Source organism: Streptomyces sp. NPDC003036 (genome assembly GCF_040611175.1).
GTDB lineage: Bacteria > Actinomycetota > Actinomycetes > Streptomycetales > Streptomycetaceae > Streptomyces.
The window spans coordinates 55,376-71,255 of the sequence record NZ_JBEXNO010000033.1 but is presented as its reverse complement, the minus strand read 5'-3'; the positions used below and the strand labels follow the sequence as shown (position 1 = coordinate 71,255).

At 73.6% G+C, this 15,880-nt stretch carries 17 protein-coding genes and 1 tRNA gene; 12 read left to right on the top strand and 6 right to left on the bottom strand.

The features are described from left to right. Positions 1 to 87 precede the first annotated feature (87 nt). Together ABZX67_RS23580 and ABZX67_RS23575 are read left to right on the top strand one after the other, a co-directional pair. Complete coding sequence (locus ABZX67_RS23580) at positions 88 to 1,605, top strand: AlkA N-terminal domain-containing protein (RefSeq protein WP_355363310.1); 1,518 nt, start codon at positions 88 to 90, stop codon at positions 1,603 to 1,605. A gap of 5 nt (positions 1,606 to 1,610) precedes the next feature. Then, positions 1,611 to 2,108, top strand: a complete 498-nt coding sequence (locus tag ABZX67_RS23575; protein WP_355363270.1) for a methylated-DNA--[protein]-cysteine S-methyltransferase — start codon at positions 1,611 to 1,613, stop codon at positions 2,106 to 2,108. Here ABZX67_RS23575 and ABZX67_RS23570 read toward each other — a convergent pair. Both ABZX67_RS23570 and ABZX67_RS23565 read right to left on the bottom strand, forming a co-directional pair. Then, entirely contained in the window at positions 2,105 to 2,428 is a 324-nt protein-coding gene (locus ABZX67_RS23570) for a MerR family transcriptional regulator (RefSeq protein WP_355363268.1), read from the bottom strand. The genes ABZX67_RS23575 and ABZX67_RS23570 overlap by 4 nt on opposite strands. A gap of 453 nt (positions 2,429 to 2,881) precedes the next feature. After that, a complete protein-coding gene (locus ABZX67_RS23565) occupies positions 2,882 to 3,835 on the bottom strand; it encodes an SMP-30/gluconolactonase/LRE family protein (protein ID WP_355363266.1) in 954 nt (317 codons plus the stop codon). Between the two features lie 109 nt (positions 3,836 to 3,944). Here ABZX67_RS23565 and ABZX67_RS23560 point away from each other — a divergent pair, with 109 nt between their 5' ends. After that, positions 3,945 to 4,379 (top strand): Lrp/AsnC family transcriptional regulator, encoded by a 435-nt coding sequence (locus tag ABZX67_RS23560; RefSeq protein ID WP_355363264.1) that lies wholly within the window; start codon positions 3,945 to 3,947, stop codon positions 4,377 to 4,379. A 9-nt stretch (positions 4,380 to 4,388) separates the two neighbouring features. Here ABZX67_RS23560 and ABZX67_RS23555 read toward each other — a convergent pair whose 3' ends face one another. Next, positions 4,389 to 5,111 carry a Sir2 family NAD-dependent protein deacetylase gene (locus tag ABZX67_RS23555; protein ID WP_355363262.1) on the bottom strand — a complete coding sequence of 241 codons (723 nt, stop codon included), beginning with the start codon at positions 5,109 to 5,111 and terminating at the stop codon, positions 4,389 to 4,391. 66 nt (positions 5,112 to 5,177) lie between these two features. On the opposite strand from ABZX67_RS23555, the gene ABZX67_RS23550 reads away from it, so the two are divergent. Then, complete coding sequence (locus tag ABZX67_RS23550; protein ID WP_355363260.1) at positions 5,178 to 5,375, top strand: DUF2191 domain-containing protein; 198 nt, start codon at positions 5,178 to 5,180, stop codon at positions 5,373 to 5,375. Positions 5,376 to 5,391: 16 nt separating this feature from the next. Here ABZX67_RS23550 and ABZX67_RS23545 read toward each other — a convergent pair whose 3' ends face one another. Continuing rightward, the gene (locus tag ABZX67_RS23545; RefSeq protein ID WP_355363308.1) at positions 5,392 to 5,886 is read right to left on the bottom strand and encodes an NUDIX hydrolase; all 495 of its coding nucleotides are present in this window, start codon (positions 5,884 to 5,886) and stop codon (positions 5,392 to 5,394) included. 90 nt (positions 5,887 to 5,976) lie between these two features. Here ABZX67_RS23545 and ABZX67_RS23540 point away from each other — a divergent pair. The 3 genes from ABZX67_RS23540 to ABZX67_RS23530 all read left to right on the top strand — a co-directional run bounded on the left by ABZX67_RS23540 (position 5,977) and on the right by ABZX67_RS23530 (position 9,110). Then, positions 5,977 to 6,046 (top strand) — tRNA-Asn (locus ABZX67_RS23540). A 210-nt stretch (positions 6,047 to 6,256) separates the two neighbouring features. Then, positions 6,257 to 7,855 carry a TROVE domain-containing protein gene (locus ABZX67_RS23535; protein WP_355363258.1) on the top strand — a complete coding sequence of 533 codons (1,599 nt, stop codon included), beginning with the start codon at positions 6,257 to 6,259 and terminating at the stop codon, positions 7,853 to 7,855. A gap of 100 nt (positions 7,856 to 7,955) precedes the next feature. Next, positions 7,956 to 9,110, top strand: coding sequence for a glycerate kinase (locus ABZX67_RS23530; RefSeq protein WP_355363256.1), 1,155 nt, complete (start codon positions 7,956 to 7,958; stop codon positions 9,108 to 9,110). Between the two features lie 197 nt (positions 9,111 to 9,307). Here the strand turns inward: ABZX67_RS23530 and ABZX67_RS23525 are convergent, their stop codons facing one another. Beyond that, the gene (locus tag ABZX67_RS23525; protein ID WP_355363254.1) at positions 9,308 to 9,601 is read right to left on the bottom strand and encodes a hypothetical protein; all 294 of its coding nucleotides are present in this window, start codon (positions 9,599 to 9,601) and stop codon (positions 9,308 to 9,310) included. Between the two features lie 86 nt (positions 9,602 to 9,687). Beyond that, positions 9,688 to 10,875 (bottom strand): helix-turn-helix domain-containing protein, encoded by a 1,188-nt coding sequence (locus ABZX67_RS23520; RefSeq protein WP_355363252.1) that lies wholly within the window; start codon positions 10,873 to 10,875, stop codon positions 9,688 to 9,690. Positions 10,876 to 11,054: 179 nt separating this feature from the next. Between ABZX67_RS23520 and ABZX67_RS23515 the strand changes: the two genes are divergently transcribed. The 5 genes from ABZX67_RS23515 to ABZX67_RS23495 are packed head-to-tail and all read left to right on the top strand — an operon-like array spanning position 11,055 to position 15,867. Continuing rightward, the gene (locus ABZX67_RS23515; RefSeq protein WP_355363250.1) at positions 11,055 to 11,852 is read left to right on the top strand and encodes an ABC transporter ATP-binding protein; all 798 of its coding nucleotides are present in this window, start codon (positions 11,055 to 11,057) and stop codon (positions 11,850 to 11,852) included. Further along, positions 11,849 to 12,619: an ABC transporter ATP-binding protein gene (locus tag ABZX67_RS23510; RefSeq protein ID WP_355363248.1), complete on the top strand. Its 771-nt coding sequence runs from the start codon at positions 11,849 to 11,851 to the stop codon at positions 12,617 to 12,619. The genes ABZX67_RS23515 and ABZX67_RS23510 overlap by 4 nt, the downstream gene beginning before the upstream one ends. Further along, positions 12,616 to 13,506, top strand: a complete 891-nt coding sequence (locus ABZX67_RS23505; RefSeq protein ID WP_355363246.1) for a branched-chain amino acid ABC transporter permease — start codon at positions 12,616 to 12,618, stop codon at positions 13,504 to 13,506. Before ABZX67_RS23510 ends, ABZX67_RS23505 begins: the two co-directional genes overlap by 4 nt. Beyond that, complete coding sequence (locus ABZX67_RS23500) at positions 13,499 to 14,599, top strand: branched-chain amino acid ABC transporter permease (protein ID WP_355363244.1); 1,101 nt, start codon at positions 13,499 to 13,501, stop codon at positions 14,597 to 14,599. The genes ABZX67_RS23505 and ABZX67_RS23500 overlap by 8 nt, the downstream gene beginning before the upstream one ends. Beyond that, the gene (locus ABZX67_RS23495; protein WP_355363242.1) at positions 14,596 to 15,867 is read left to right on the top strand and encodes an ABC transporter substrate-binding protein; all 1,272 of its coding nucleotides are present in this window, start codon (positions 14,596 to 14,598) and stop codon (positions 15,865 to 15,867) included. The genes ABZX67_RS23500 and ABZX67_RS23495 overlap by 4 nt, the downstream gene beginning before the upstream one ends. Positions 15,868 to 15,880: the final 13 nt, after the last annotated feature.

Genomic DNA, 15,880 nt, shown 5'->3' with positions numbered 1-15,880 from the left:
CAGTGCGAGGATGGTGTCGTATTCCCGCCAGCCCCGCGCGCTCCGCTGCTGAATGCTTGGACCATGCACACCGCCTTGCAGCCCGCCATGCACACCGACACCGATCGCTGCGTGCGGGCCGTCCGCTCCAAGGACGCCCGGTTCGACGGCTGGTTCTTCACGGCCGTCCTCACCACCGGGATCTACTGCCGCCCCAGCTGCCCCGTCGTGCCGCCCAAGCCCGAGAACATGGTCTTCCACCCCAGCGCCGCCGCCTGCCAGCAGGCCGGTTTCCGGGCGTGCAAGCGGTGCCGCCCCGACACCAGCCCCGGCTCCCCCGAGTGGAACACCCGCGCCGACACGGTCGCCCGAGCCATGCGCCTCATCCAGGACGGGGTCGTCGACCGCGAGGGCGTGCCGGGGCTCGCGGCCCGGCTCGGCTACTCGACCCGGCAGATCGAGCGGCAGCTCCTCGCCGAGCTCGGCGCCGGACCGCTCGCCCTGGCCCGCGCCCAGCGCGCCCAGACCGCGCGGCTGCTCATCGAGACGACGGCACTGCCCATGGCGGACGTGGCGTTCGCCGCCGGGTTCGCCTCCATCCGGACCTTCAACGACACCGTACGGGAGGTCTTCGCCCTCGCCCCGAGCGCGCTGCGCGCCCGCGCCGCCCGGAGCTCTGCCGGCACGTCGAAGACACCGCACACCCCCGGCGTCCTCGCCCTGCGGCTGCCCTACCGCGCCCCCCTCAACCCCGACAACCTCTTCGGGCACCTGGCCGCCACCGCCGTCCCCGGCGTCGAGGAGTGGCGCGACGGCGCCTACCGGCGCACCCTCGCCCTGCCGCACGGTCACGGCATCGTCTCCCTGGCGCCCCGCCCCGACCACATCGCCTGCCGCCTCGCGCTCACCGACCCACGCGACCTCACCCTCGCCATCAGCCGCTGCCGCCGCCTGCTCGACCTGGACGCCGACCCCGTCGCCATCGACGACCAGCTGCGCGCCGACCCGCTCCTCGCGCCCCTCGTCGACAAGGCGCCCGGCCGCCGGGTCCCGCGGACCGTCGACGCCGCCGAGTTCGCCGTCCGCGCCGTCCTCGGACAGCAGGTCTCCACCGCCGCCGCCCGTACCCACGCCGCGCGCCTCGTCACGGCGCACGGCACCCGCGTCGAGGACCCCGAGGGCGGCCTCACGCACCTCTTCCCCGGCCCCGAGGCGCTCGCCGCGCTCGACCCGGAGGCCCTGGCCCTGCCGCGCAGCCGCCGCGCCACCCTCACCACCCTGGTCGGCGCCCTCGCCGACGGCTCGCTCCGGCTCGGCCTGGACACCGACTGGGACGAGGCCCGCGCCCGCCTCGCCGCGCTCCCCGGCTTCGGCCCCTGGACGGTCGAGGCGATCGCGATGCGCGCCCTCGGCGACCCGGACGCCTTCCTCCCCACGGACCTCGGCGTCCGCCGCGCCGCCGCGGGCCTCGGCCTGCCGTCGACCCCCGCCGCGCTGACGGCGCGCGCCGCCGCCTGGCGCCCCTGGCGCGCGTACGCCGTCCAGTACCTGTGGGCGACCGACAGCCATCCGATCAACCACCTGCCCGTAGAACCCGTAGCGCCCGTAGAACCCGTAGAGGACTGATCCCGGTGAACCGTCAGCACACCCTCGTCGACAGCCCGTACGGCCTCCTCACCCTCGTCGCCACCGACGGGGTCCTCAGCGGGCTCTACATGACCGACCAGCGCCACCGCCCCCCGGAGGAGGACTTCGGCGATCCGGACCCGCGCCCGTTCGCCGAAGTCGTCCGCCAGCTCGACGCGTACTACGCGCGCGAACTCACCGTCTTCGACCTGCCGCTGCACCTCGACGGCACACCGTTCCAGCGCAGCGTCTGGGAGCAGCTGCGGAAGATCCCGTACGGCGAGACCCGTTCGTACGGCGAACTGGCCGAGGCCCTCGGCAAGCCCGGCGCCTCCCGCGCGGTCGGCCTCGCCAACGGCAAGAACCCCATCGGCATCATCGTCCCCTGCCACCGGGTGATCGGCGCGAGCGGCGGCCTGACCGGGTACGGCGGCGGCCTGGAGCGCAAGCAGCGCCTGCTCGCGTTCGAGAGCGGTGTTCCGGAGCCCGACGCGCTCTTCTAGGGCTCCAGGCGGGTGCGGAGTTGCTCGTTGATGCGCTGGGCCTCTTCGAGCTGGTCCTCAAGGATGACGATGCGACAGGCGGCCTCGATGGGGGTGCCCCCGTCGACGAGTTCGCGGGCGCGGGCGGCGATGCGCAGCTGATAGCGGGAGTACCGGCGGTGACCGCCTGGCGAGCGCAGGGGCGTGATCAGGCGGTGTTCGCCGAGGGCGCGGAGGAAGGCGGGGGTGGTGCCGAGCATCTCGGCCGCCCTGCCCATGGTGTAGGCGGGGTAGTCGTCGTCGTCGAGATGGGCGACGGCGCGGGAACTGCCAGGGGGCATAGACCTCTTCTTTCGGGGACGCGTCGGGGGGCCCGGGTGCCGTACTGGCACCCGGGCCCCGAGCTTTCAACACCATCTACCGGCGCCCTTGCGCCGGCCTTCTTGTCCGCAGGTTCCGCCCGGGAGGGCGGGGCTGCGGGGATCGCGGATGCGTGACCGGGGACCACCTTCCAATCCGGGGCCTGCGGTACCCGGGCGGCTACGTCCTCGCCCGGGCGATCCTGATGGCGTTCTGCTCCTTACCTTCGGTTACACGGTTGTACTGCTGGATAACGCGGGTACTGCTCACGACCCTGAGGTCGTGTCCTTCTTGACCTGCTCGCACGGCAGTTCGTCTCTGCCGTGCCCACTTCGACTTCCTGGGTACGACGAAACAGTATCCCCGACGCAGGGCAATGTCTACTGTCGCCACGGCAGATTTTCTTCAGTGCGGAGGGCCGGTCATGCCGTCGGTCATCCCGTCGAGCCGTGCGCGCCGCGGTCGTGGCGCGCGGCCGGCAGCGCCGGGCCGCCGGTGACACCCATCACGAGGGAGTAGAGCGTGGTGTCGGCGGTGATGAACAAGCGGTTGCGCTTGGCACCGCCGAAGCGGATGTTCGACACGGCGTCGGGGATCAGGAGGCGGCCGAGGAGTGTGCCGTCCGGGTCGTAGCAGTGCACGCCGCCGTCCATGGCGGCGGCCCAGAGCCGGCCGTCGTCGTCGAAGCGGATGTTGTCGAAGTTGCCGATCTTGCAGGCGGTGAAGACGTCCCCGCCGGTCAGGGTGCCGTTGTCGTGGACGTCGAAGACGCGGATGTGGTTGGCCCGGCTGTCCGAGACGTACAGCCGCCGCTCGTCGAGGGAGAAGACGAGGCCGTTCGGCCCGCTGAAGCCGTCCGCGGCCAGCCGTACCTCACCGCTGCGGGGGTCCACGCGGTAGACGTTGCAGGCGCCGATCTCGCTCTCGGCGCGGTGGCCCTCGTAGTCGCTGGTGATGCCGAAGTCGGGGTCGGAGAACCAGATCGAGCCGTCGGACTTCACGGCGGCGTCGTTCGGGCTGTTGAAACGCTTGCCCTGGTAGCGGTCGGCGATCACGGTGAGGGAGCCGTCGTGCTCGGTGCGGGTGACGCGGCGGTTGCCCTGCTCACAGGTGATCAGGCGGCCCTCGTTGTCCAAGGTGTTGCCGTTCGGGTGGCCGGCGGGCGAGCGGAAGACGCCGACCGTCCCCGTGGTCTCGTCCCAGCGGAGCAAGCGGTCGTTGGGGATGTCGCTCCACACCAGATACCGCCCGGCCGGCACGTAGACGGGCCCCTCCGCCCAGCGGCAGTCCGTGAAAAGCGTCTCCAGCCTCGAGTCGCCCGCGGTGCACTTGCCCGTGCGGAACCGGTCGTCGAGGACCTCGTACACCTGCGGTCGCTCGCTCTGCATGTCGCCACCTTCACCCTCGGTCGAACGCCTCAAGCCGAATGTTAATCTGACTAATGCTCACTATGTCGAACCGCATTCGGCATCACAAGATCTTCTCCGAAGGATATTCGTGGACGACATCGATCGACAGCTGCTCGCCCTCCTCCAGCAGGACGCCTCGCGGTCGTACGCGGCGCTGGGGCAGGCCGTCGGGCTGTCCGCGGGGGCCGCGCACGAACGCGTGCGCAAGCTGCGTGAGCGCGGCGTCATCCGCCGGACGGCCGTCGAAGTCGACCCCGCGGCGATCGGGCGCGGCGTGCTCGCCTTCGTCATGGTGGACTCCACGGCGTGGGTCGGCGACTCCGGCGACCGGTTCTCCGCCATCCCGGAGATCCAGGAGGCGCACGTCATCGCCGGCAGCGCGTCGGTCCTGGTCAAGGTCAGGACCTCCACGACGGAGCAGCTCCAGGACGTACTGCGCCGTCTGTATGCCATCGACGGGGTCAGCGGCACCCAGGCGACCATCGTCCTGGAGACCTTCTTCGAACGCCCCGTCACCCCGTAGGTCGTGTGCCTACGGCTCCAGGCGGGCCAGCAGCGCCGGCAGCGCCGTGCCGATCGGCTCGCGCACGACCTCGTCGGCGAGTGCGTCGTACGGCGTCGGCTCGGCGTTCACGATGATCAAACGCGCCCCGTGCTCCGCGGCGATCCCCGCCAGCGAGGCCGCCGGCTGCACCTGGAGCGTCGAGCCGACCGCGAGGAACACCTCCGCCGCCTTGGCGATCGACATCGCCTCGCCCAGGACCACCGGGTCGAGCCGCTGCCCGAACATCACCGTCGCCGACTTCAGGATCCCGCCGCACCCCGCGCACGCCGGGTCCTCCTCGCCCGCCTCCACTCGGGCCAGCGCGTCCGCCATCGACGAGCGCGCGTGGCAGCGGGTGCACACCACCGCCCGCGCGGTGCCGTGCAGTTCGAGCACCTTGCGGTCCGGCATCCCGGCGAGCTGGTGCAGGCCGTCCACGTTCTGCGTGAGCACCCGCACCGAGAACCCGGGCGTGCGCTCCAGCTCCGCGACGGCCCGGTGCGCGGCGTTCGGCTCCGCCCGCAGCGCCGCGCTGTCGCGCCGCATCCGCCACGAGCGGCGCCGGATCTCCGGGTCGGCCATGTAGTACTCGTACGTCACGAGCTTCTCGGCCTCCGGGTCGCGCCGCCACAGGCCGTTCGGGCCACGGTAGTCACTGATGCCCGAGTCCGTGGAGATGCCGGCACCGCTGAGGATCGCGACGAGAGTCATACCGCGAGCGTAAGCAGCACCCGGCCGCCCCCGCGAACGCGTTTCGTACGGTGCTAGGGTCCGCCCATGGCCAAGGTCACCGTCACGCTCGATGCCGAACTCGTCGTGGAAGTCATGGTGTTGGCGGGTGCCGGCAGCCCCCAGGACGCCGTCGAGCTCGTCGTGCGCGACTACATCGCGCGCGGCCACCGCACCGAGGCGCGCGTCGCCTCCCCCGACGAGCAGCGGGCCCCGGTCGAGCCCGCACCGCAGGACCAGGGCTGAGACAGACTCCCGCCGGTCAGCGCGGCGGGCGCCCGCTCTCCAGCTCCACCGGACCGCCGCCGTCCGCCAGCACGTCGAGGGCGTGCAGCACGCGCGGACTGAGAGCGCCCGGCAGATACGTGGGCAGCTCCGCGCGCTCCACCAGCTTCCAGGAGATCAGCTCGTCCTCCTGGAGCCGGATCGCCCGGAACTGCTCGCCGCTGAGCACGCCCCCGTCGTACACGTACGCCACGATCGGCGGCCGCCCCGGCCCCGGCACCCAGTCGACGGCGAGCAGCGGACCCAGCTCCACGTCGAGGCCGATCTCCTCCAGGGTCTCCCGCCGGGCCGCCTGCCGCGGGGTCTCGCCCGCGTCCGACTCGATGGTCCCGCCGGGCAGCGTCCACCCCTCGCGGTAGTTCGGCTCGACGAGCAGCACGCGCCCCTCGGCGTCCCGGAAGAGGGCGGCGGCCCCGGCCAGAACGCGGGGCAGACCGGCGATGTACGTTGCGTAGTCGCTCACGACGGCCAGCCTAATCGTCGTCGACCAGGCGAAACGTTCCCGGAACCGGCTCGCGGATAATCCGTGGCGCTCGAACAGGTGACTGCCTACAGTGATCGATGTCCAGGTGCGAAGGCAGGACCTACTTCCACTGTTAATGGGGCGGTCGCGGGTTCGAGTCCCGCCATCGGCTATCAGGCCGGTGTAGCTCAGTCGGTAGAGCACCTTGTCGGTTCCGCCGGCCTTGATCTCTGGACGCCTTACGTACGTCACGCACCTCCCGGTGCGCCGGACCGCGGCTACTTCCTCCAAAGAATCCACGCCGCGGCCACTTTGATCTCGGGAGGCGCGGCGGTGCGCTCTGCCGCGCGTCCCCACCGAATTCGGGGGGATTCACCACATGGCTCGCTTCAACACCCGTGCCTCGGCCGCTGTGGCCGCCGTGGCCCGCGCGGTCTCGCCCGTGCGCTCGACCGGACGCGCCACCACCCACCAGGGCGGCGCCGGCGTGCTGCGGGACCCGCGCTCCGAGCTGTTCCTGCTCGCCGTCGCCAACTTCGTCACGCAGACGACCTTCTACGAGTCCGCCGGCGACCGCGACGACCGCTTCGCCGCGCTCGTCCGCGAGCTCGCCGTCGAGGACCCCGAGTGGACCGCCGGCCTGCTGGGCTGGCTGCGCGGCGAGGGCAACCTGCGGACCGCCTCGCTCGTCGGCGCCGCCGAGTACGTCAAGGCCCGCCTCGACGCCGGCGCCACCGACGGCCCCGCCAACCGCCAGGTCATCGACTCCGTCCTGCTGCGCGCCGACGAGCCCGGCGAGCTCCTGGGCTACTGGACCTCCCGCTACGGGCGCAATGTGCCCAAGCCCGTCAAGCGGGGCATCGCGGACGCCGTCCGGCGCCTCTACACCCCCCGGTCGCTGCTGAAGTACGACACGGCCGCCAAGGGCTACCGCTTCGGCGACATCCTCAACCTGGTGCACGCCGCGCCCGACCCGGCGAAGCAGCCGTGGCAGGGCGAGCTGTTCCGGTACGCCCTCGACCGCCGCCACCACCCCGAGACCGCGCTGCCGCCCGCCTCGAACCGCATGCTCACCGCCCACCGGGCGCTGATGGAGCTGCCGGTCGACGAGCGGCGCGCCGTGGTCACCGGGCCGGACGGGGCCGAGCGGCTCGCCAAGGCGGGCATGACCTGGGAGGCCCTCGCCGGCTGGCTCCAGGGCCCGCTGGACGCGGCCGCCTGGGAGGCCGTCATCCCGTCCATGGGTGTGATGGCGCTCCTGCGCAACCTGCGGAACTTCGACCGGGCGGGCGTGAGCGACGAGGTCGCCGCGCGCGTCGCGGCGAAGATCTCCGACCCGGAGACCGTCGCCGCCTCCCGCCAGTTCCCGTTCCGCTACCTGGCCGCGTACCAGCACGCCCCGTCGCTGCGCTGGGCCTACCCGCTGGAACGGGCGCTCGGCCACTCGCTGGCCAACGTCCCGGCGCTGCCCGGCCGCACCCTCGTCCTGGTCGACCGCTCCGGCTCGATGTGGGCGCCGCTGTCCGACCGCTCGGAGCTGAACCGCGCCGACGCGGCGGCCCTCTTCGGCACGGCGGTGGCGCTGCGCGCCGCCGAGGCGGACCTCGTGCAGTTCGGCACCACCAGCAGGCCCGTGCCGTACCGCGCGGGCGAGTCCGTCCTGAAGGTGCTGGACCGCTTCGGCGACCTGGGCGGCACCAACACCACCGAGGCGGTCCGCGCGCACTACCGCGGCCACGACCGGGTGCTGATCGTCACCGACGAGCAGGCCTCCTACAGCCACTACGGCGACCCGACCGCGCAGGTCCCGGCGGACGTCCCGGTCTACACGTGGAACCTCGCGGGCTACCGCCCCGGCCACGCCCCCTCGGGGCGGGACAACCGGCACACCTTCGGCGGGCTGACGGACGCGGCGTTCCGCATGGTGCCGCTGCTGGAGGCCGGGCGGGCCGCGGACTGGCCCTGGTCACGGGCCTGACCAGCGGGTCCGTACGCCGGACAGGGGTGGCACAGCCTCAGGCTGTACGGATAGGGTCGGCCTCGGCGCGACTGCCTGTTCGATAGCAAGGGATGCAAGGGTGACGGACGGAGCAGTAACTGAGGCCGCGCGTGTACTCGTCGCGGCTGACAAGTTCAAAGGTTCGCTCACGGCCGTACAGGTCGCGGAGCGGGTGACGGCCGGGCTCCGGCACGTCGTCCCCGGGCTCGAGGTGGAGACCCTGCCCGTCGCCGACGGCGGCGACGGCACGGTCGCGGCCGCCGTCGCGGCCGGGTTCGAACGGCGTGAGGTACGGGTGACCGGCCCGCTCGGCGAGCCGGTGACCGCCGCGTACGCGCTGCGCGACACCACGGCCGTGGTGGAGATGGCGGAGGCCTCCGGTCTCCAGCTGCTGCCCGAGGGCGTCTTCGCGCCGCTGACCTCCACCACGTACGGCTCCGGCGAGCTGCTGCGCGCCGCGCTCGACGCGGGTGCGCGCACCATCGTCTTCGGCGTGGGCGGCAGCGCCACCACGGACGGCGGCGCCGGGATGCTCGCCGCGCTCGGCGCACGCTTCCTCGACGCGGACGGCAAACCCGTCGGCCCCGGCGGCGGCGCCCTGCGGGACCTCGCGACCGCCGACCTGTCCGGTCTCGACGCCCGCTTCAAGGACGTGGAGCTGGTCCTCGCGAGCGACGTCGACAACCCGCTGACCGGGCCGAAGGGCGCGCCCGCCGTGTACGGGCCGCAGAAGGGCGCCTCGCCCGACGACGTGGCCGAGCTCGACGCGGCCCTCGCCCACTTCGCCGCCGTCCTCGCCGACACCATCGGCCCCCGGGCCACCGAGCTCGCCGCCTCCCCGGGCGCGGGCGCGGCCGGCGGCATCGGCTACGGCGCGCTGGTCGGCCTCGGCGCGAGCTTCCGCGCCGGTATCGACGTCATGCTCGACGTCCTCGGCTTCGGCCCGGCGCTCGCCCGCGCCACCCTCGTCATCACCGGCGAGGGCTCCCTCGACGAGCAGACCCTCCACGGCAAGGCCCCCGCCGGTGTCGCGGCGGCCGCCCGCGCCGCCGGCATCGAGGTCGTCGCGGTCTGCGGCCGCCTCGCCCTCCAGCCCGAGGCCCTCGGCAAGGCGGGCATCCGCCGCGCCTACCCGCTGACGGACCTGGAGCCGGACACGGCGAAGTGCATCGCGGAGGCGGGCCCCCTGCTGGAGCGCCAGGCGGCGAACATCGCGCGCGACTTCCTGACGTAACCCCGGAAGTACCCACACCGCCCCCGGACCGGCTACTGCCGGACCTCGGGGGCGGTGGCGTATCGCGGGAGCGGCCGCGCACGACCCGGCCGACGGCACGGCGGCGCTGGTCACCGCCCTGACCGACCGGTGCGCCTTCCACATCGCCGGCCGCGACCTCGCCCCCGCGCTCGCCGACTCCGGGAAGCCCTGGGCCTTCAGACCGCAGGCTGCGGGACGATCCGGCCCCGCTCGTCGAGGGTCTTGTCGTCCCAGTAGCGGTCCCACTCGTCGCCCAGGTACTCGGGGACCTTCCCCTCCGGATAGCGGGCCCAGCCCTTCGGGGGCTCCTCGCCGTCGGGGACGCAGTCGCGGCCCGAGTCGTTCACCGCGAGGACCGGGTAGTGGTCGGGCTGGCAGACCCGCTCCCGGTAGGCGCACCCGGTCAGGAGCAGCGCCGCGACGGCGCCCGTGAGGGCGAGGCAGGGGAGGGTGCGTCGGTACGGCGGCATGGTGCGGGAGCCTCTCTCGTCGGTGTGCGCCCAGTGTGGCCAACCTGCCCGCCCGCGGGGTGAGTACGCGTACTCACATGGCGTACTCACCCCGCCGTCAGCCGGAACGCGTCCAGCGCCAGCGTCATCTCCGTCAGGTCCCGCGGCCGCGACAGGGACCGCGAGGTGAGCTGCTCCAGGCGGCGCAGGCGGTTGAAGACCGTGTTGCGGTGGCAGTAGAGGCGGCTCGCCGCCCGCCCCGCCGAGCCCTCGCAGTCGAGCCACACGTCGAGGGTCTCCAGCAGCACCGCGCGGTCCGCCGGGTCCAGCTCCAACAGCGCACCCAGGACCTCGGAGACCAGGAGGGAGGCGAGCTCCGGCTGGCTGACCACCAGCGCGCCGGCCATCCGGCGGTCCAGCCGCACGATGGACGGCGCGTCGGCCGGGCAGGTGCGCAGCGCCAGTTCCGCCAGGCGCCGCGCCCTGCCCAGCTCCGTCAGGCCCGACACCACGGGGCTGACGCCGCCCGGGCCGGGGCAGCGGCCCTCCATCAGCTCCACCAGCGCGTCGAGCCCCGTGCCGTCCGCAAGCGACACCACGCCGATCTCGCAGTCCGTCCGCATCCGCCAGACGAACCGCAGGCCCGGCCCCGCCAGCCGCCGGTGCGCCACGTCGCGCCGCTCGGTGCGCAGCACCACCACGGCGTACCGGCCCCGCTCCGGCAGGTCCAGGCCCGCCGCCGCCCGCGCCGAGACCTCCGGCGACCGGCCGCCGTCCAGCAGCGCGTCGAGTAGCGCCTGGAGCTGCTCGTCGGTACGGCGCCGCAGCTCCAGCTCCGTGATGCGGTACGCCTCCGACGCGGTGTCGGTCTGCGCGTCCACCGCCGACCACACCATCGTCGCGGCCTGCATCAGCGCGGCGAGCCGCCCCGCGTCCGCACCGGCGTCCTCCAGCAGCGCGTCCCACACCAGGTGCCCGGCCAGCCGGTAGGCGTGCACCACCAGCTCCAGCGGCAGCCCCTGCTCGGCGCGCCGCCGCCCCATCCACTCCGCGTGCTCCAGGTCGCGGCGCGGCGCCGCCCGCGGCGCCGAGATCATCTCGATGCCGATGCGCATGGCGTCGCGCGCTTCCTGCCAGTGCTGGTCGTAGCCGATGACCCGCTCGTAGGCGGGGGAGTGCGCGTGCAGCTCCCGCACGTGCTGGTCCACCAGCTCCGGCAGCCGCCCCAGCAGCGCCGTACACGCCTGACCGAGCAGCTTCCAGTCGTCTCCGGTACGTGGTCCGCGGGCTCCCATGGCCGGAGGATGCCACCTCCGCGCCCCATCCGGCATGCCCCTGACACGTGGTGTTGTGCGCGTGCACAACCCGCCGCCGCGCCCGCTGGGCACCGGCAGCGATTCGGCCACCGAACGTGGACGGGGCACCCGCCCCGGTGCTGGGGTGAGCGCCACCGAACGAGCATCGAGGGGGATCCATGAGTGCTGCCGCCCTGCGGGTGCGGGGTCTGACAGCCGGGTACGGCAAGGTGCGGGCCCTGCGCGACGTCTCGCTGGACGTACCGGAGGGCGCCGTCGTCGCCGTCCTCGGCGGCAACGGCGCCGGCAAGTCCACGCTGCTGCGCGCCCTGTCGCGCACGCTCGCCTTCCACGGCGGCGCCGCCACCGCCGGCACCGTCACCTTCGCGGACCGCCCCCTGCACGGCCTGCCGCCCGACCGGGTCGTCGCCGCCGGGCTGTGCCACGTCCCCGAGGGCCGCCAGGTCTTCGCCCGCATGAGCGTCGAGGACAACCTGCGCGCGGGCGCCCTCGCCGCGGGCAGAGGCACCAAGGCCGAAGCCCTGCGCCGCGTCCACGCCCTCTTCCCCGTCCTCGCCGAACGCGCCCGCCAGCGCGCCGGCCTCCTCTCCGGCGGCGAACAGCAGATGCTCGCCGTCGCCCGCGCCCTGATGGCCTCCCCGCGCCTGCTCCTCCTCGACGAGCCGTCCCTCGGCCTCGCGCCCCTGATGGCCGCCCGGATAGCCGACACCATCCGCGAGATCCACGCCCAGGGCACCTCCGTCCTCCTCGTCGAGCAGAACGCCGCGCTCGCGCTGCGCCTGGCCGACCACGCGTACGTCCTCGAAGTCGGCGAGGTCACGACCGAAGGGCCCGCCGCCGAGCTCGCCGCCTCCGACGAGGTACGCCGCCGCTACCTCGGTGTCGTGGACGAGCGCGCGGCCGATGACGCGTCCGCCGCCGAGGCCCGGCACCTGGTGCCCTGGGAGGACGCGTGACCACCCTCGAAGTCCGCGACCTCACCGTACGGTTCGCCGGCCTCACCGCCCTCGACGGCGTCGGCTTCACCGTCCGCCCCGGCACCGTCCACGCCGTCATCGGCCCCAACGGCGCCGGCAAGTCCACCACCTTCAACGTGCTGTCCGGCGTCTACCGCGCCACCTCCGGCAGCGTCCGCTTCGACGGCCACGAGCTCACCGCCCTGCCCCCGCACCGCATCGCCGCGCTCGGCGTCGCCCGCATCTTCCAGAACCTGGCCCTGCCGCCCCGCGCCACCGTCGCCGACGCGCTGATGCTCGGCCGCCACCGCCTGACCCGCGCCGGCTTCCTCGCCACCGGGCTGCGGCTGCGGTCCGCCACCCGGGAGGAGGCCCGCCACCGCGCCCGCGTCCGCGAGATCGCCGCCTTCGTGGGCCTCGCCGACCAGCTGGAGCAGCCGGCCGCCTCCCTCCCGTACGGGCAGCAGAAGCTCGCCGAACTGGCCCGCGCCCTGTGCATGGAGCCGAGGCTCCTGCTCCTCGACGAGCCGGTCGCCGGCATGACCGCCGACGAACGCCGCCGCACCGCCGCCGTCATCGCGGGCGTCCGCGACAGCCTCGGCATCTCCATCGTCCTGGTCGAACACGACATGGGCGTGGTGATGCGCCTCGCCGACACGGTCACCGTCCTCGACTTCGGCCGCCGCATCGCCGACGGCGCCCCCGCCGACGTACAGAACGACCCGGCCGTCGTCCGCGCCTACCTCGGAGAGGACACCGCCGAGTGACCACCTTCGCCGAACTCCTGCTCAACGGGCTCTCCCTCGGGTCCGTCTACGCCCTCATCGCGCTCGGTTTCGTCGTCATCTTCCGCGCCACCGAGGTCGTCAACTTCGCCCACGCCTCCCTGCTCCTCGCGGGCGGATACGTCACCGCCGTCCTCCATGACGACATCGGCTTCTGGCCCGCCCTCGCCGCCGGGATCGCGGGCGCCGCGCTCGTCGGCGCGGCCGTCGAGTTCCTGGTGATGCGCCGCCACCGGGGCGCCGACCACAGCGTCCTCGCCATCGTCACCATCGGCGTGGACATCGTCCTCACCACCGAGCTCACCCGCCGCATCGGTACGGAGGTGCTCGCCCTCGGCGACCCGTGGGGCGACGCGGTGGTGAGCCTCGGCCCCGTCACCCTCGCCCAGACGCGGATCGCCGCGTTCGTCGCCGCAGCGCTGCTCATCACGGCGTTCCTGCTCGCCTTCCGCTTCACCTCCTGGGGCGTCGCCATGCGCGCCGCCGCCGAGTCCCCGTCCACGGCCGCGCTGATGGGCGTACGCCTCGGGCGGGTGTCGCTCGGCGCGTGGGCGGTGGCCGGGGGACTCGCCGCCGTCGCGGCCCTCTTCCTCACCGTCTTCCCGACGCCCGGACTCGAGCGCTCCACCTCCCTCGCCGCGCTCAAGGCCTTCCCCGCCGCCATCCTCGGCGGCCTCGACTCCACCACCGGCGCGCTCGTCGGCGGCCTGCTCGTCGGCGTCACCGAGTCCCTCGCCACCGGCTACCAGAGCGACCTGACGTTCCTCGGCCGCGGCATCGGCGACCTGGCGCCCTACCTCGTCATGGTCGCCGTCCTGCTGATCCGCCCCGCGGGGCTCTTCGGTACGAAGGAGCTCGCCCGTGTCTGAGACCGTCTCGAAGAAACTCACCCGGCCCCGTACGTACGCCTGGGCCCTCGGCGCGGTCCTCCTGCCCGCCCTGCCCTTCTACCTGGAACGCTTCTGGCTCCAGGCCGGCCTCTTCGCGATGGCCGCCGCGATCGGAGCCATCGGCATCAACCTCCTCACCGGCGCCACCGGGCAGCTGTCCATGGGCCACGCCTTCTTCCTCGCCGTCGGCGCGTACGGCTACTGCGCGCTCGCCGGAGACGGCACCGACGGGCTCACCGGCCTCGGCCTGCCCGGCTGGCTCGCCGCCGTGGGCGCGGTGGCGCTGGCGGGCGCCGCCGGCGGGCTCTTCAGCCCGATCGCGGGGCGCCTGCGCGGCGCGTACCTCGGCATCGCCACCCTCGCGCTGATCTTCATCGGCCAGCACGTGCTGTTCAACGCCCACGACCTGACCGGCGGCTTCAACGGCCGCGCCGTCCCGCCGCTCAGCCTCCTCGGCGTCACCTTCGACGACACCGAGCTCGTCGTCGCGGCGGTCCCGTTCGGCGCCGCCGAGAAGCTCTGGTACCTGGGCCTGGTGCTGCTGGCGGCCTCCGCCCTCTTCGCGCGCGGCGTGCTGCGCGGCAGGCCCGGGCGGGCGCTCAACGCCATCCGCGACCACCGCATCGCGGCCGGGGTGCTGGGCATCCCGGTGGCCCGCTACCGCGCGGCGGCGTTCGTGCTGTCGTCGATGTACGCCGGGCTCGCCGGGGTGCTGCTGGCGCTGGTGTTCCAGCGGACCGTGCCCGAGTACTTCGGCATGCTGCTCTCCCTCGAGTACCTCGCCATGATCGTCATCGGCGGCCTCGGCTCGGTGGCGGGCGCGGTCGTCGGCGGCGTCTTCGTCTCCCTGCTGCCGCAGCTCCTGAACCGCTACAGCGACGCGCTGCCCCTGGTCTCCGCCCCCGGCACGGGCGGCGTCGCCCCGGGCGAGGCCTCGCGCTACCTGTACGGCGCCGCCGTCGTCGCGGTGGTGCTCTTCCTGCCCGGCGGCCTGGCCGGCCTCGCCGCCCGGCGCCCCCGACGCACCCCCCGTACCGCACGCATCGCACGCACCCCAGCGGAGGAACGATGACCACATCCAGGCACCGGCGGCTCGCCGCCGCCCTCACCGCGCTCGTCGCCCTGACCGCCGGGGCCGCGGGCTGCAGCGCCAAGGCGAAGACCGGCACGGACGGCGCGGCCGGCGCCGACGGCGTGAAGACCGGCACGGGCGTCGACGCCAAGACGATCCGGCTGGGCGCGCTCACCGACATGACCGGCGTGTACGCCACTCTCGGCAAGAGCATCACCCAGGCCCAGCAGCTGTACGTCAAGCAGCTCAACGCCGCGGGCGGCGTCTGCGGCCGCACCGTGGAGCTCACGGTCCGCGACCACGGCTACGACCCGCAGAAGGCGCTCGCCGCGTACACCGAGCTGGAGCCCGAGGTGCTGGGCTTCCCGCAGTTCATCGGCTCGCCGTTCGTGGCGGCCGTGAAGCAGCGGCTCGACGGCCGGGACAAGGCGCTCGTGCTGCCGCAGGCGTGGTCGGCCGAGCTACTCGGCAGCCCGTACATCCGGGTGATCGGCACCACGTACGACGTCGAGACGATCAACGCCATCGACTTCCTGATGAAGGAGAAGGGCCTGAAGAAGGGCGACAAGCTCGGCCACGTCTACTTCGAGGGCGACTACGGCGAGAACGCCCTCCACGGCTCGAAGCACATGGCCGGGCAGGCCGGGCTCACGGTCGTCGAGCAGAAGATCAAACCCACGGACAACGACATGTCGGCGCAGGTGGCGGCGCTCAAGCAGGCCGGGGTCAAGGCGGTCCTCCTCTCCACGGGCCCCCGCCAGGCCGCCTCCTTCGTCGGCGTCGCCGCGGCCGTGAAGCTCGCCGTGCCGGTCATCGGCAACAACTCCGCCTTCTCCCCGCAACTGCTCGGCACCCAGGCCGGGCCGGCGCTGGAGAAGACCTACTACGTCGCCACGCCCAGCCTGCCGATCGGCGCCGACACCCCGGCCGCCAAGAAGCTCGTGGCGGACTACCGCGCCGCCTACCCGAAAGACTCCCTCGACAACGGCGTCGTCGCGGGCTGGTCCGCCGCCGAGGTCTTCGGCGCGGCCCTGAAGAAGGCGTGCGCGGACAAGGACCTGACCCGCGAGGGCGTCGGCAAGGCGCTGCTGACCCTGAACGCACTCGACGGGGGCTTCGGCGTGACCCACGACTTCTCCGACCCGAAGGCACCCTCCTCACGACAGACCGTCGTCTTCCAGCCCGACAAGTCCGTGCCCGGCGGCGCCCGGGTGGTGCGGCAGCCGGAGGCCGCAGCCGCGGCGCAGGGCTTCACCCCGGGCGGCTGACCGGACGGGAGGC

Excerpts from the sequence above, each read along its gene's own strand:
- ABZX67_RS23580 (WP_355363310.1), top strand. The coding sequence starts at position 88 with ATGCACACCGACACCGATCGCTGCGTGCGGGCCGTCCGCTCCAAGGAC.
- ABZX67_RS23570 (WP_355363268.1), bottom strand. The coding sequence starts at position 2,428 with ATGCCCCCTGGCAGTTCCCGCGCCGTCGCCCATCTCGACGACGACGAC.
- ABZX67_RS23565 (WP_355363266.1), bottom strand. The coding sequence starts at position 3,835 with ATGCAGAGCGAGCGACCGCAGGTGTACGAGGTCCTCGACGACCGGTTC.
- ABZX67_RS23555 (WP_355363262.1), bottom strand. The coding sequence starts at position 5,111 with ATGACTCTCGTCGCGATCCTCAGCGGTGCCGGCATCTCCACGGACTCG.
- ABZX67_RS23550 (WP_355363260.1), top strand. The coding sequence starts at position 5,178 with ATGGCCAAGGTCACCGTCACGCTCGATGCCGAACTCGTCGTGGAAGTC.
- ABZX67_RS23535 (WP_355363258.1), top strand. The coding sequence starts at position 6,257 with ATGGCTCGCTTCAACACCCGTGCCTCGGCCGCTGTGGCCGCCGTGGCC.
- ABZX67_RS23525 (WP_355363254.1), bottom strand. The coding sequence starts at position 9,601 with ATGCCGCCGTACCGACGCACCCTCCCCTGCCTCGCCCTCACGGGCGCC.
- ABZX67_RS23520 (WP_355363252.1), bottom strand. The coding sequence starts at position 10,875 with ATGGGAGCCCGCGGACCACGTACCGGAGACGACTGGAAGCTGCTCGGT.
- ABZX67_RS23515 (WP_355363250.1), top strand. The coding sequence starts at position 11,055 with ATGAGTGCTGCCGCCCTGCGGGTGCGGGGTCTGACAGCCGGGTACGGC.
- ABZX67_RS23495 (WP_355363242.1), top strand. The coding sequence starts at position 14,596 with ATGACCACATCCAGGCACCGGCGGCTCGCCGCCGCCCTCACCGCGCTC.